The sequence below is a fragment of the Ectopseudomonas composti genome (assembly GCF_001567565.1).
Lineage (GTDB): Bacteria > Pseudomonadota > Gammaproteobacteria > Pseudomonadales > Pseudomonadaceae > Aquipseudomonas > Aquipseudomonas composti_A.
Map to the genome: position 1 here is coordinate 126,150 of NZ_LSSW01000033.1, position 13,613 is coordinate 139,762.

The 13,613-nt window shown below is 61.5% G+C and carries 15 protein-coding genes; 12 read left to right on the forward strand and 3 right to left on the reverse strand.

The features are described 5' to 3' along the window. Positions 1 to 59: 59 nt before the first annotated feature. On the reverse strand, positions 60 to 896 hold the full coding sequence (locus tag PCLY_RS23965; protein ID WP_061243117.1) for an HDOD domain-containing protein: 837 nt from the start codon (positions 894 to 896) through the stop codon (positions 60 to 62). A 46-nt stretch (positions 897 to 942) separates the two neighbouring features. Continuing rightward, complete coding sequence (gene ygfZ, locus PCLY_RS23970; protein ID WP_061243119.1) at positions 943 to 1,884, reverse strand: CAF17-like 4Fe-4S cluster assembly/insertion protein YgfZ; 942 nt, start codon at positions 1,882 to 1,884, stop codon at positions 943 to 945. 145 nt (positions 1,885 to 2,029) lie between these two features. Between ygfZ and PCLY_RS23975 the strand changes: the two genes are divergently transcribed. Continuing rightward, entirely contained in the window at positions 2,030 to 2,284 is a 255-nt protein-coding gene (locus PCLY_RS23975) for an FAD assembly factor SdhE (RefSeq protein ID WP_013714656.1), read from the forward strand. Then, complete coding sequence (locus tag PCLY_RS23980; protein ID WP_061243122.1) at positions 2,268 to 2,735, forward strand: protein YgfX; 468 nt, start codon at positions 2,268 to 2,270, stop codon at positions 2,733 to 2,735. Before PCLY_RS23975 ends, PCLY_RS23980 begins: the two co-directional genes overlap by 17 nt. On the opposite strand, the gene nadB is transcribed toward PCLY_RS23980, so the two are convergent. After that, complete coding sequence (nadB, locus tag PCLY_RS23985; RefSeq protein ID WP_061243125.1) at positions 2,689 to 4,320, reverse strand: L-aspartate oxidase; 1,632 nt, start codon at positions 4,318 to 4,320, stop codon at positions 2,689 to 2,691. The two genes, PCLY_RS23980 and nadB, sit on opposite strands and share 47 nt — an antisense overlap. 367 nt (positions 4,321 to 4,687) lie before the next feature. On the opposite strand from nadB, the gene rpoE reads away from it, so the two are divergent. The 10 genes from rpoE to era all read left to right on the forward strand — a co-directional run bounded on the left by rpoE (position 4,688) and on the right by era (position 13,604). Beyond that, entirely contained in the window at positions 4,688 to 5,269 is a 582-nt protein-coding gene (gene rpoE / locus PCLY_RS23990; protein ID WP_037001376.1) for an RNA polymerase sigma factor RpoE, read from the forward strand. A gap of 30 nt (positions 5,270 to 5,299) precedes the next feature. Beyond that, on the forward strand, positions 5,300 to 5,872 hold the full coding sequence (locus tag PCLY_RS23995) for a sigma-E factor negative regulatory protein (protein ID WP_061243129.1): 573 nt from the start codon (positions 5,300 to 5,302) through the stop codon (positions 5,870 to 5,872). A 15-nt stretch (positions 5,873 to 5,887) separates the two neighbouring features. Further along, positions 5,888 to 6,835: a MucB/RseB C-terminal domain-containing protein gene (locus PCLY_RS24000; RefSeq protein WP_061243132.1), complete on the forward strand. Its 948-nt coding sequence runs from the start codon at positions 5,888 to 5,890 to the stop codon at positions 6,833 to 6,835. Then, complete coding sequence (locus PCLY_RS24005) at positions 6,832 to 7,287, forward strand: SoxR reducing system RseC family protein (protein ID WP_061243135.1); 456 nt, start codon at positions 6,832 to 6,834, stop codon at positions 7,285 to 7,287. The genes PCLY_RS24000 and PCLY_RS24005 overlap by 4 nt, the downstream gene beginning before the upstream one ends. Before the next feature lie 35 nt (positions 7,288 to 7,322). After that, complete coding sequence (locus tag PCLY_RS24010) at positions 7,323 to 8,747, forward strand: DegQ family serine endoprotease (RefSeq protein ID WP_061243138.1); 1,425 nt, start codon at positions 7,323 to 7,325, stop codon at positions 8,745 to 8,747. A 150-nt stretch (positions 8,748 to 8,897) separates the two neighbouring features. After that, the gene (gene lepA, locus PCLY_RS24015; RefSeq protein ID WP_061243141.1) at positions 8,898 to 10,697 is read left to right on the forward strand and encodes a translation elongation factor 4; all 1,800 of its coding nucleotides are present in this window, start codon (positions 8,898 to 8,900) and stop codon (positions 10,695 to 10,697) included. Positions 10,698 to 10,703: 6 nt separating this feature from the next. Beyond that, positions 10,704 to 11,558: a signal peptidase I gene (gene lepB / locus PCLY_RS24020; RefSeq protein WP_061243143.1), complete on the forward strand. Its 855-nt coding sequence runs from the start codon at positions 10,704 to 10,706 to the stop codon at positions 11,556 to 11,558. 87 nt (positions 11,559 to 11,645) lie between these two features. Further along, complete coding sequence (locus PCLY_RS24025) at positions 11,646 to 12,023, forward strand: DUF4845 domain-containing protein (protein ID WP_061243146.1); 378 nt, start codon at positions 11,646 to 11,648, stop codon at positions 12,021 to 12,023. Further along, positions 12,020 to 12,709 carry a ribonuclease III gene (gene rnc / locus PCLY_RS24030; protein WP_061243149.1) on the forward strand — a complete coding sequence of 230 codons (690 nt, stop codon included), beginning with the start codon at positions 12,020 to 12,022 and terminating at the stop codon, positions 12,707 to 12,709. The genes PCLY_RS24025 and rnc overlap by 4 nt, the downstream gene beginning before the upstream one ends. Beyond that, positions 12,702 to 13,604 carry a GTPase Era gene (era, locus tag PCLY_RS24035; RefSeq protein WP_061243152.1) on the forward strand — a complete coding sequence of 301 codons (903 nt, stop codon included), beginning with the start codon at positions 12,702 to 12,704 and terminating at the stop codon, positions 13,602 to 13,604. Before rnc ends, era begins: the two co-directional genes overlap by 8 nt. The last annotated feature ends 9 nt before the right edge of the window (positions 13,605 to 13,613 follow it).

Consider the following 13,613-nt stretch of genomic DNA (forward strand, 5'->3'; position numbering starts at 1 on the left):
CGCGCCGCGACGTCAAGAAGTGTTCCCGACAATTTTTTGCCATCCGTGGCGAGGCGCTTTTATTGCAGCATGCTCATGGCCGCTTCCATGGCGGCGGAAAGGTCTTCGTCGGCCTGCATGTCGACCTGTGGGTCCAGGCCGAGCTTGGCGAACGCCGGCACCTTGCTCCAGTCCAGCTGGGTGTAGGGGTGCTCGCTACCCAGGTAGCTCTGCAGCGTGGCGACCTGGACGATATCGACGTAATCGACCTTGGCCGAGTCGCGCGTGAAGTCCAGGTACTGGCTCGGCACGATGGCGATGGGCTCGGGAAATTCCCAGGTGCGCAGGATCTTGTCGCCGATGATCGGATGGATCTGCTCGATCACGTGGTTGAGGCTGATGGAGTCGGCCAGCAGCTCATTGTGCTCTTCGGCGTAGGTGAGGATCGGCAGTACGCCGATCTGGTGCACCAGGCCGGCGAGGGTCGCCTGGTCGGGCATCAGGCGAGTGTAGTGACGGCACAGCACGTGGCAGATACCGGCGATCTCGGTGCTCTTGTTCCACACCTCGCGCATCTTGCGGTCGACCACGTCGCTGGTAGCCTGGAACATCTGCTCCATGGCCAGGCCGGTGGCCAGGTTGCAGGTGTAGTTGATGCCTAGACGGCTGACGGCCATCTGCAGGTCGGTGATTTCCTTGTTGCTGCGCAGCAGGGGGCTGTTGACCACCTTGATGATGCGCGCGGTCAGGGCGGCATCGTTGCCGATCACCTTGCTGATCTGCGGGATGCCCACGTCCGGATCTTCCGCGGCCTCACGAACCTTCAGCGCCACCTCGGGCAGGGTGGGTAGCACCAGTTCATCGTTCTCGATGGCGTGGATCAGTTCCTGTTGGACTTTTTCGGCAAGCTTGCTCATGAAATGGCTCTCTTAGGCGATCCGATGCGGCGCCAGGGAAGTTTAGTCAGCGCTGGATTTCCTGGTCGGCATCCAGCTGATAAGGCAGGTCGAGCAGGGTCAGTGTCGGGCCGTCGCTGCTGCCGAGATGGATGCGACCATCGTGTTGCGCATCCTCTTGCAGTACCGCGAGCAGCTCGACGGCATCGCCGGTTTGGGCGGCCAGCACCACTTCTCCAACGCTGGAGCCATGCACCGGGGAGAACAATTCGACGCCGACGGCCGGTAGCTCGGCAGCGACCAGGCGCAGGCGCTGCAGGCGACGCTTGAGTTTGCCCAGGTACTGCATGCGCGCGATGATTTCCTGGCCGGTGTAGCAGCCTTTCTTGAAACTCACGCCGCCCAGGGCTTGCAGGTTGATCATCTGCGGTATGAACAGCTCACGGGTGGCGCCGAACACCTGGCCCACGCCGGCGCGAACCTGAGCCAGCAGCCAGTCGTTCAGTGGTGCCTGCGGCAGTTGTGCGGCCAGGCGGCTATGCAGCCGCTCGGCGTCGGCTGCTGGCGCCCACAGCTCGGCACGGCCGTCGCTCAGGCGTACCGCCAGCAGCGTGCCGGTGTTGGCCAGAGAATCACTGGCATCGCTCAGCTGCAGGCCAAGTTCGCTCAGTACGGCGTCGCCACCTGCCAGGCCGAAGCGCACCCAGGCGCTACTCTCGTCGCTGAGCTTGGATTTGGAGAACACCGCGTATTTCTGCAAGTCGGCTTGCTGCGGCTCGATCAGTTCGCGTGCCATGGCCAGCAGGTAGCCATCTTCCTGCGGGACGATGCGAAAGCTCGACAGCATGCGGCCCTTGGGCGTGCAGCGGGCGCCAAGGCTGGACTGGCTGGCATTCAGGTAGTTGAGGTTGCAGGTCACTTGGCCCTGCAGGAACTTGGCTGCGTCCGCGCCGCGTACTGCGAGCAGGCCTTCGTGATCGAGGCGGGTGAAGTAAGCGCTATCGGCCATGGTGCAAATCGAGTCACTGAATAAAGGACAGGGGCGTCATCATAGTGGGCGTGGCAGGGGCTTGTCAGCGCAATTGCGCAGTGTCGCGGTGAACAGTTGGGCAATTCGCCGTTATACTGCCGCCCTCGTTCGAGGAGTCCGTTGCATGGTTGAGCAAAGTGAACTGAATCGCCTGTTCTGGCATAGCCGTCGTGGCATGCTGGAGCTGGACGTACTGCTGGTGCCTTTCGTCCAGGAGGTATACCCGACCTTGGATGCCGAGAACCAGGCGCGCTATCGCAAGCTGCTGGAGTGCGAAGATCAGGACATGTTCGGCTGGTTCATGCAGCGCGGCGAGCCTGAGGACGCCGACCTGCGCCACATCGTGCGCATGATCCTGGATCGTGTCCAACCCAAGTGATGTCTTCGAGTGCCATTGGCAGCCCTCTCGCTGGCTGCTGAGGCTCTATCTGTCGGTCCTGGCGCTCGCCCTGCTGGCGCCCTGGCTGGCCGACATTCCCCTCTGGTCGAAACTGCTATCGCTTGCGGCGTGCCTGCTGCATGCGAGCTGGGTATTGCCGCGGCATATGCTGCTGACCGCTCCGCAGGCTGTCACCGGCTTGCGTCGTGATGCCTTTGGCTGGCATCTGTACAGTGCCGCCGCGGGCTGGCAAGCGGTGCAGCTGCGCCCTGACAGCCTGGCCTTGCCGCTGCTGGTGGTGGTGCGCTATCGCTTGCCGGGCCAGCGCCTCAGTCGCGGGGCGTGCGTGCCGCGTGACGCGCTGGCGCCCGAGCAGCACCGGCGCCTGCGTTTGCGTCTGAAGTTCAGCCGGCGTCGCTGGGCGCAGCCTGGGGCGTCGGCGTCAGGATAGTGTCTCGGGCTTCGGCCAATTGCTCCGGGTAGTCGAGGGTGTAGTGCAGGCCGCGGCTTTCGTGGCGCTGCATGGCTGAACTGATGATCAGCTCGGCGACCAGGGCGAGGTTGCGCAGCTCGATCAGGTCGCGACTGACTTTATAGTTCGAATAGAACTCATCGATCTCGTCCAGCAGCAGTCGTACGCGATGCTGTGCGCGTTGCAGGCGTTTGTTGGTGCGCACGATACCGACGTAGTCCCACATGAACCGGCGCAGCTCGTCCCAGTTGTGGGCGATGATCACGTCTTCGTCCGAGTCGGTGACCTGGCTGGCATCCCAGCACGGCAGGCCGCTCGGCATGCTCACGCTGTCCAGTTGATCGGTGATGTCGGCGCAGGCGGAGCGGGCGTAAACGAAGCACTCCAGCAGCGAGTTGCTGGCCATGCGATTGGCACCATGCAGGCCGGTGAAGCTGGTCTCGCCGATGGCGTACAGGCCTGGCACGTCGGTGCGACCATGTTGATCGACCACCACGCCGCCGCAGGTGTAGTGCGCAGCAGGGACTACCGGAATGGCTTGCTGGGTGATGTCGATGCCGAAGCTCAGGCAGCGCTCGTAGACGGTGGGGAAGTGACTCTTGATGAACTCTGCGGGTTTGTGGCTGATGTCCAGGTAGACGCAATCTATCCCCAGGCGCTTCATCTCGTGGTCGATGGCGCGGGCAACGATGTCGCGCGGTGCCAGTTCAGCGCGCTCATCGAAGCGCTGCATGAAGCGCTCGCCGTTGGGCAGCTTGAGCAGGCCGCCTTCGCCGCGCACGGCCTCGGTGACCAGGAAGCTCTTGGCCTGCGGGTGATAGAGGCAAGTGGGGTGAAACTGGTTGAACTCCAGATTGCCTACGCGGCAGCCGGCGCGCCAGGCCATGGCGATGCCGTCGCCGCAGGCGCCATCCGGATTGCTGGTGTAGAGGTAGACCTTGGCGGCCCCGCCCGTGGCGAGAATCACGAAGCGGGCGTTGAACGTGTCCACTTCGCCCTGTGCTCGGTCCAGTACATAGGCGCCCAGGCAACGCTCGCCGTCGAGGCCCAGTTTGCGCTCGGTGATCAGGTCCACCGCTACGCGTTGCTCCAGTAACTCGATGTTCGGGCGCTGTCGCGCCTGCTCCAGCAGCGTATTGAATATCGCTGCGCCGGTAGCGTCGGCTGCGTGAATGATGCGTCGGTGGCTGTGGCCGCCTTCGCGGGTGAGGTGGAACTCGAAGCCACCGTCTTCGCGCGCGGTTTCATCGTCACGAGTAAAGGGAACGCCCTGGTCGATCAGCCACTGGATGGCTTCACGGCTGTGTTCTACCGTGAAGCGCACGGCGTCCTCGCGGCACAGGCCGGCGCCTGCATCGAGGGTGTCGGCGACGTGGGATTCGACCGTGTCGGTATCGTCCAGTACCGCCGCCACACCCCCTTGCGCCCAATAGGTCGAGCCATTGGCCAGGTTGCCTTTGCTCAAGACCGCGATGCGCAAGTGGGTAGGCAGGGTGAGGGCTAGGGTCAGGCCGGCGGCGCCGCTGCCGATAACCAGAACGTCGTGCTGGAAGTGTTGGCTCATGTCCGAGTTCCGCGTGAAAGCGAGCCCTAGTATATAGAGAGGGGCGGCGGCACAATAGGTGGCTTATGACCGACTGCAGTGCTCGGGAACTTTCTTAGTCGTTAAGGTTCCATAGAGGGTCGCCCATATAAGGGAGAGCGCTTGCGCGTGCCTGCATCCGAAGTAAGCGGAGGATGTGGAAATGAGCGGCGATAAGATTATTTGCGCACGCGAAAAAAGTTTCGTTTGCGCCATTCCTGGCAGAGAAAAGAAATCTCTGCGGGAAGCTTGCTTGGAGGGGAGAACTTTTGCGTAAGGCCCGAGTCTATCTTGGCAAGCTGATTCGCTTTTGGGCGCAGGCCTCCTTCAAGCCATATGAGGAGAGTGCATGCTAACCCAGGAAGATGATCAGCAGCTGGTCGAGCGAGTGCAGCGTGGTGACAAGCGCGCCTTCGATCTGTTGGTGCTGAAGTATCAGCACAAGATCCTCGGTTTGATCGTGCGATTCGTGCACGACACCCACGAGGCTCAGGATGTCGCTCAGGAAGCGTTTGTCAAAGCTTACCGAGCGCTTGGAAACTTTCGCGGTGACAGTGCGTTCTATACATGGCTGTACCGCATCGCCATCAACACGGCGAAGAATTATCTGGTTTCCCGCGGTCGGCGGCCGCCAGATAGTGATGTCAGTAGCGATGACGCGGAGTTCTACGACGGCGACCATGCCCTCAAGGACATCGAGTCACCGGAGCGGGCATTGCTGCGCGACGAGATCGAGGCCACCGTGCATCGAACTATCGCCCAGCTGCCGGACGATTTGCGCACAGCTCTGACTTTGCGCGAGTTCGAAGGTTTGAGTTACGAGGACATTGCCAGCGTCATGCAATGTCCGGTAGGTACGGTACGTTCGCGGATCTTCCGCGCACGTGAAGCAATTGATAAGTCCCTGCAACCTCTGTTGCAGGACGCCTAAGGCAGCGGCGACAGCCAAGAGAGGAACACCATGAGTCGTGAAACCCTGCAGGAATCGCTGTCCGCGGTGATGGATAACGAAGCGGACGAACTGGAACTGCGGCGTGTGCTCGCAGCCAGCGAGGAAGGCGAGCTGCGTGGCACCTGGTCACGTTATCAGATCGCCCGTGCAGCCATGCACCGTGAGTTGCTGGTGCCGCAATTGGACATCGCTTCTGCGGTTTCCGCGGCGCTAGCCGACGAGGCAGCGCCGGCCCGCAAGACGCCAATCTGGCGTAGTGTCGGGCGAGTGGCAGTGGCTGCATCGGTGACCGTTGCAGTGCTGGCGGGTGTGCGTTTCTACAATCAGGATGATTTGGCTGGCGCCCAACTGGCCCAGCAGGATGCTTCCCCGGTGCTCTCGGTGCCGCAGGTGCAAGGTCCTGCACTGCTGGCTGGTTACAACAGCAGCGAGGAAGTCGGCGAGCCAGCCAAGATTGGCACTGCCAGCTGGCATGAGCAGCGCCTGCCGAGCTACCTGCGTCAGCATGCGCAGGAAGCCGTGATGGGTGCAGGTGAAACTGCTCTGCCCTATGCTCGGGCTGCCAGCTTGGAAAACCGCTAAGCGCTGAGGAGTCACATGCGCGCGATTCCCCTCTACCTTCTCGGCGGTCTGCTGGCGTTGCCAGTACAGGCTGCCGAGGTGCAGGACTTGCTCGGACGCCTCGCTGCGGCTGAGCGTCAACAAAGCTTCCAGGGTACGTTCATCTATGAGCGCAACGGGAGTTTCTCCACCCACGCCGTTTGGCATCGCGTGGAGGAGGGGGGCGACGTTCGCGAGCGCCTTCTGCAGCTCGACGGTCCTGCCCAGGAAGTGCTGAAAGTCGACGGTCAGGCGCAGTGCGTCACCGGCGCTCTGGCCGATGAGATCAGTGAAGGGCAGGCATGGCCTGCTCGCCAGCTTGATGCCGAGCAGTTGAGCAACTGGTACGACATTCGCGTCGCGGGTCAATCGCGCATCGCCAACAGGCCGGCGGACGTGCTGGTGTTGGCTCCCAAGGATCAGCACCGGTATGGCTTCGAGTTGCATCTTGATCGGGAAACCGGTCTGCCGTTGAAGTCCCTGATGCTGAATGAGCGCGGTCAGCTTCTGGAGCGTTTCCAATTCGCCCAGCTGGATACCACGGCACCTGCCGAAAATGCGATGCAGCCGAGTTCCGCTTGTGTTCCGGTGCGTTTTCGTCAGGCTGAGAGCATGGCTGAGGGTAGTTGGCGATCGGACTGGTTGCCGCCTGGCTTCACCCTGACCACTGCGCAGTTGCGCCACGGGCCTTCCCCGGATGATTCCGTCACCTATTTGATGTACGGCGATGGTCTGGCTCGATTCTCGGTTTTTCTCGAGCCGCTGAAAGGTAGCGTTGTCGAAGATGCGCGCAGCCAGCTTGGGCCGACCGTCGCCGTTTCGCGGCGCATGAGCACCGATTCCGGTGATGTGATGGTCACCGTGGTGGGGGAAATTCCTCTGGGTACTGCCGAACGCATTGCCTTGTCCATGCGTGCGGGAGTGCCTGCACAGGCTAGCCAATGATCGAAGAGCAGGGGCGTGTAGTGGCGCTCGAGCCCGGCGCCGTCTGGGTCGAAACGCTACGCAAGAGCACCTGCTCGAGTTGCTCGGCCAATGCGGCCTGCGGTCAAGGTCTGATGGACCGCCTGGGTGTTGGTCGGCAGCGCGGTTACGTTCGCGCCCTCAGTCAAAAGCAGCTGGCAGTGGGCGATACCGTGGTTATCGGTGTGCGCGAAGACCTGCTGGTGCGTAGTTCGCTTCTGGTTTATCTGCTTCCTCTTCTTGGTCTGTTCGCCGCGTCGCTGCTGGCGGACGGTCTCGGTCTGCCTGAGCCTCTGGTGATTGTCGCCGGCCTGAGTGGTCTGTTTGTCAGTTGGCTGCTGGTTCGTTGGCGCGCTGCTCGTGTCGCCGAGAACCCCTCGTTGCAACCCGTTGTCCTACGTACGCTGCTGGTGCCGTTGCCAGTGGCGGGTTGAGTGTGTCCGAGTTTTACATGGGGAGTCGTAGTACGATGAGAAAACTCAAGTCCATTGCGCCGCTGCTGGCAGTTGCCCTGCTCTGGGGGCAAAGTCTGTTGGCCCAGGCCAGCCTGCCTGATTTCACCAATCTGGTAGAGGAAGCCTCGCCTGCGGTAGTCAATATCAGTACCCGCCAGAAGATGCCTGAGCGCGCCGTTGCCGGTCAGCCGGGGCTGCCTGATCTCGAGGGCTTGCCTCCGATGTTCCGCCAGTTCTTCGAGCGCAGCATTCCGCAGGCTCCGCGCAATCCCGGTGGTCGCCAGCGTGAGGCGCAGTCGCTGGGTTCCGGATTCATCATTTCGCCGGACGGCTACATCATGACCAACAATCATGTGGTCGCCGACGCCGACGAGATCATCGTGCGTCTATCCGATCGCAGTGAGCTCGAAGCAAAGCTGGTGGGTGCCGATCCGCGTAGCGATGTCGCGCTGCTCAAGGTCGAGGGCAAGGATTTGCCTGTGGTGCGCCTGGGCAAGGCCGATGATCTGAAGGTCGGTGAGTGGGTGCTGGCCATCGGTTCGCCGTTCGGCTTCGATCACTCGGTAACAGCCGGCATCGTCAGCGCCAAGGGGCGTAACCTGCCGAGCGACAGCTACGTGCCGTTCATCCAGACCGATGTGGCGATCAATCCGGGTAACTCCGGTGGCCCGCTGTTCAACCTGCAAGGTGAAGTCGTGGGGATCAACTCGCAGATCTTCACCCGTTCCGGTGGCTTCATGGGCTTGTCTTTCGCTATCCCGATGGAAGTGGCCATGCAGGTGGCCGATCAGCTCAAGGCTGACGGCAAGGTCACTCGCGGTTGGCTCGGCGTGGTGATTCAGGAAGTGAACAAGGATCTGGCCGAGTCCTTTGGTCTGGACAAGCCGGCTGGTGCGCTGGTCGCGCAGGTGCTGGAAGATGGTCCGGCGGACAAGGGCGGCCTGCAGGTCGGCGACGTCATCCTCAGCCTCAATGGCAAGCCGATCATCATGTCGGCAGACCTGCCGCACCTGGTCGGTGGCCTGAAGCCGGGCGAGAAGGCCGAGCTGGATGTCGTGCGTGATGGTTCGCGCAAGAAGCTCAACGTCACCGTCGGTACGCTGCCGGAGGAAGGCCAGGAGCTGGCGTCATCCGACTCGGCGCAGGGTGGCGAGCGTAGCAACAACCGTCTGGGCGTCACCGTAGTGGAGCTGACCGCCGAACAGAAGAAAGGTCTCGACCTGAAAGGCGGTGTGGTGGTCAAGGAAGTGCTCAACGGCCCTGCTGCCATGATCGGCCTGCGTCCGGGTGACGTGATCACTCATCTGAACAACCAGGCCATCGACTCCACCAACACCTTCAGTCAGGTGGCGCAGGAACTGCCGAAGAATCGTTCGGTGTCCATGCGTGTGCTGCGTCAGGGGCGTGCCAGCTTCATCACGTTCAAGTTGGCTGAGTAATACCGGCAACACTGAAGAGGGGCGCTTTCAAGCGCCCCTCTTCGTATCTGCCCTGCGCTGCGCGGACGTGACGCGGTCGCGAGGGATCGGGTACAATCCGCGGCTATTTTCGGCAAGCGTCTTGCCCGTGCCCTCTTCGAGTGTTGATCTGTGAGTGACCTGAGTCATATCCGCAATTTTTCCATCATTGCCCACATTGACCACGGCAAGTCCACCTTGGCTGACCGTTTCATCCAAATGTGCGGCGGCCTCACCGCGCGTGAAATGGAGGCGCAGGTCCTGGATTCCATGGACCTGGAGCGTGAGCGCGGTATCACCATCAAGGCCCACAGCGTCACGCTTCACTACAAGGCGCAGGACGGCAAGACCTACCAACTGAACTTCATCGATACCCCCGGTCACGTCGACTTCACCTATGAAGTCAGCCGCTCCCTGGCCGCCTGCGAAGGCGCGCTGCTGGTGGTCGATGCCGGTCAGGGCGTCGAGGCGCAGTCGGTCGCCAACTGCTACACCGCCATCGAGCAGGGCCTGGAGGTCATGCCGGTGCTGAACAAGATGGACCTGCCGCAGGCCGATCCGGATCGCGTCAAGGACGAGATCGAGAAGATCATCGGCATCGACGCCACTGACGCGGTGGCGTGCAGCGCCAAGAGCGGCATGGGCGTGGACGAGGTGCTCGAGCGCCTGGTGCATACCATCCCCGCGCCGGTCGGCGAGATCGATGCGCCGCTGCAGGCGCTGATCATCGACTCCTGGTTCGATAACTACCTGGGCGTGGTGTCGCTGGTGCGCGTGCGCCAGGGGCGTGTGAAGAAGGGCGACAAGATTCTGGTCAAGTCCACCGGCAAGGTGCACCTGGTCGACAGCGTCGGCGTATTCACCCCGAAACACACCGCAACTGCCGATCTCAAGGCGGGTGAAGTGGGCTTCATCATTGGCAGCATCAAGGATATTCACGGTGCGCCGGTCGGTGACACCCTGACCCTGTCCTCGACGCCTGAGGTCGAAGTGCTGCCTGGCTTCAAGAAGATCCAGCCGCAGGTCTATGCGGGTCTGTTCCCGGTCAGCTCCGATGATTTCGAGGACTTTCGCGATGCTCTGCAGAAGCTGACCCTGAACGACTCGTCGCTGCAGTACGCGCCGGAGAGCTCCGATGCGCTGGGCTTCGGCTTCCGTTGCGGCTTCCTCGGCATGCTGCATATGGAAATCATCCAGGAGCGCCTGGAGCGCGAGTACGACCTGGACCTGATCACCACTGCGCCGAGCGTGATCTACGAGATCGAACTCAAGACCGGTGAAATCATCACCGTCGACAACCCCTCCAAGCTGCCGGACGCCGCGGCGGTCGCCGATTTCCGCGAGCCGATCGTCACCGCGACCATCCTGGTTCCGCAGGAGCATCTGGGTAACGTCATCACTCTGTGCATCGAGAAGCGTGGCGTACAGCGCGACATGCAGTTCCTCGGCAGCCAGGTGCAGGTGCGTTACGACATGCCGATGAACGAAGTGGTGCTGGACTTCTTCGACCGCTTGAAGTCGACCAGCCGCGGTTATGCGTCGCTGGACTATCATTTCGATCGCTACCAGTCTGCCAACCTGGTCAAATTGGACGTACTGATCAATGGTGACAAGGTCGATGCCCTGGCATTGATCGTGCACCGTGATAACGCAGCCTATAAAGGGCGTGCGTTGACCGAGAAGATGAAGGAACTGATTCCTCGGCAGATGTTCGATGTGGCGATCCAGGCAGCCATTGGCGGCCAGATCATCGCGCGGACCACTGTCAAGGCGCTCAGAAAGAACGTACTGGCCAAATGTTACGGTGGCGACGTGAGCCGTAAGAAGAAGCTGCTCGAGAAGCAGAAGGCCGGTAAGAAACGCATGAAGCAGGTCGGTAACGTGGAAATTCCACAAGAAGCCTTCCTTGCTGTGCTCAGGTTGGATAGCTAAGGCTCTATGTCGATCAATTTCCCGCTTCTGTTGGTTATCGCGGTCGCCGTTTGCGGCTTCCTGGCCCTGATCGATCTGATTCTGCTGGCTCCGCGCCGCCGTGCGGCGATTGCGGCGTACCAGGGGCGGGTCGACGATCCCGACGACCGGGTGCTGGAGCGCCTGAGCAAGGAGCCCTTGCTGGTCGAGTACGGCAAGTCCTTCTTCCCGGTACTGGCCATCGTGCTGGTATTGCGTTCGTTCCTGGTCGAGCCGTTCCAGATTCCTTCCGGGTCGATGAAGCCGACCCTGGAAGTGGGCGATTTCATTCTGGTGAACAAGTTCGCCTACGGCATTCGCCTGCCGGTGATCGATCAGAAGATCATCGAGGTGGACAACCCGCAGCGCGGCGATGTCATGGTGTTCCGCTACCCCAGCGATCCGAGCATCAACTACATCAAGCGCGTGGTCGGTCTGCCGGGTGATCGCATCGAGTACACCCAGGGCAAGCGCCTGTTGATCAATGGTGAGCCGGTCGCCGAGAAGCTGATCGGCGAAGAGCCTGGCAGCCTGGGCAGCGCGACGCTCTATCAGGAGCGCCTGGGTCAGGTCGAGCACACCATCCGCAAGGAAATGACCCGCATGCGCCGCGACCCTGGCGGCCAATGGGTGGTGCCTGAAGGGCACTACTTCATGATGGGCGACAACCGTGACAACTCCAACGACAGCCGTTACTGGCGTGATCGTCATATCCCTCAGGAGCTGTGGGGCATGGTCCCGGACGATCATATCGTCGGCAAGGCCTTCGCCATCTGGATGAGCTGGCCGGAGCCCAAGACCAGCAATCTGCCCAATTTCTCTCGGGTCGGCCTGATTCATTGAGCACTGGTGCGCTGTTCAATACAGCGCCGCAGGCTATAAATAGTCTACGCCGCAAGGCTTCAACTAGACCGTCTATTGGGGATACACATGACTTTCGCGCGCTCGCAGCAGGGGCTTTCGATTCTGGGTTGGCTGGTGGTTCTGGCCGTGGTGGCGTTCTTCGCCAGTACGGCGTTCAAGGTGCTGCCGCATTACATGGACTACATGTCCATGGAGAAGATCATCACTTCGGTGGAAACCGACAAGGCAGCGGACGTGCGTACCGTTGGTGAGTTTTACAACCATGTGAGTAAGGGCATGCAGGTCAACAACATTCGTGACCTGAACATGCGCGACGCTCTGCAGGTCAAGGTGGAGAACAATGAATTTCTGGTCCACCTCAAATATGAAAAACGCGAGCCACTGATCGAGAACCTCGACCTGGTGGTGAATTTCGACAAAGAATTTCGTGTACGGATGCCGTGACTGCCAATCTGTCCCGCCTCGAGCGCAAGCTCGGCTATAGCTTCAAGGACCAGGACCTGATGGTCCTGGCTCTGACCCATCGCAGTTTCGCCGGCCGCAACAATGAGCGGCTGGAATTTCTCGGTGATGCCATCCTCAACTTCGTAGCCGGTGAGGCGCTGTTCGAGCGCTTCCCGCAGGCCCGTGAAGGCCAGTTGTCGCGCCTGCGCGCACGCCTGGTCAAGGGCGAGACGCTGGCCGTTCTGGCGCGCGGTTTCGAGCTGGGCGAATACCTGCGCCTGGGCTCCGGTGAACTGAAAAGCGGCGGTTTTCGTCGCGAGTCGATCCTGGCCGATGCGCTCGAAGCGCTGATCGGCGCCATCTATCTGGATGCCGGTATGGATGCCGCGCGCGAGCGTGTGCTGGACTGGTTGACCGGCGAGCTGAATGGCCTGACCCTGGTCGACACCAACAAGGATCCGAAAACGCGTCTGCAGGAGTTTCTCCAGTCGCGTGCCTGCGAGCTGCCTCGTTACGAGGTGGTGGACGTTCAGGGCGACCCGCACTGCCGAACCTTCATGGTCGAGTGCCAGGTGTCCCTGCTCAATGAAAAGACCCTGGGCCAGGGCGGCAGCCGGCGTATCGCCGAGCAGGTCGCTGCGGCTGCGGCACTGATCGCCCTTGGGGTGGAGAATGGCAATGACTGATGCACCTGTGACCCGTTGCGGCTACGTCGCCATCGTCGGCCGGCCCAACGTGGGCAAGTCGACGCTGCTCAACCACATCCTCGGGCAGAAGCTGGCGATCACCTCGCGCAAGCCACAGACCACCCGCCACAATATGCTCGGGATCAAGACCGAGGGCGAGATCCAGGCCGTCTACGTCGATACGCCTGGTCTGCACAAGCACAATGACAAGGCGCTCAACCGCTACATGAACCGCAGCGCCACCACGGCGCTGAAGGACGTCGATGTCGTGGTGTTCGTGGTCGACCGCATGCGCTGGACCGACGAGGATCAGCTGGTGCTGGAGAAGGTGCAGCACGTCAAGTGCCCGATCCTGCTGGCGGTGAACAAGGCGGATCGCCTGGAAGACAAGAGCGAGCTGCTGCCGCACCTGAACTGGCTGGCCGAGCAACTGCCGCAGGCCGAGATCGTGCCGATCTCCGCGTTGCAGGGGCAGAACCTCGATACCCTGGAGAAACTGGTGGGTGAGCACCTGCCGGAGTCCGAGCATTTCTATCCGGAAGATCAGATCACCGACCGCTCCAGCCGCTTCCTGGCTGCCGAGCTGATTCGCGAAAAGATCATGCGCCAGCTCGGAGCCGAGTTGCCGTACCAGATCACCGTGGAGATCGAGGAATTCAAGCAGGAAGGTCGCATCCTGCACATCCACGGCCTGATCCTGGTGGAGCGCGACGGGCAGAAGAAGATCATCATCGGCGACAAGGGCGAGCGCATCAAACGCATCGGCCAGGACGCGCGCAAGGACATGGAGACCATGTTCGACTCCAAGGTGATGCTCAACCTCTGGGTCAAGGTCAAAGGCGGCTGGTCCGATGACGAGCGCGCCCTGCGTTCACTGGGTTATCTGGATCTGTAGGGTTCGCTT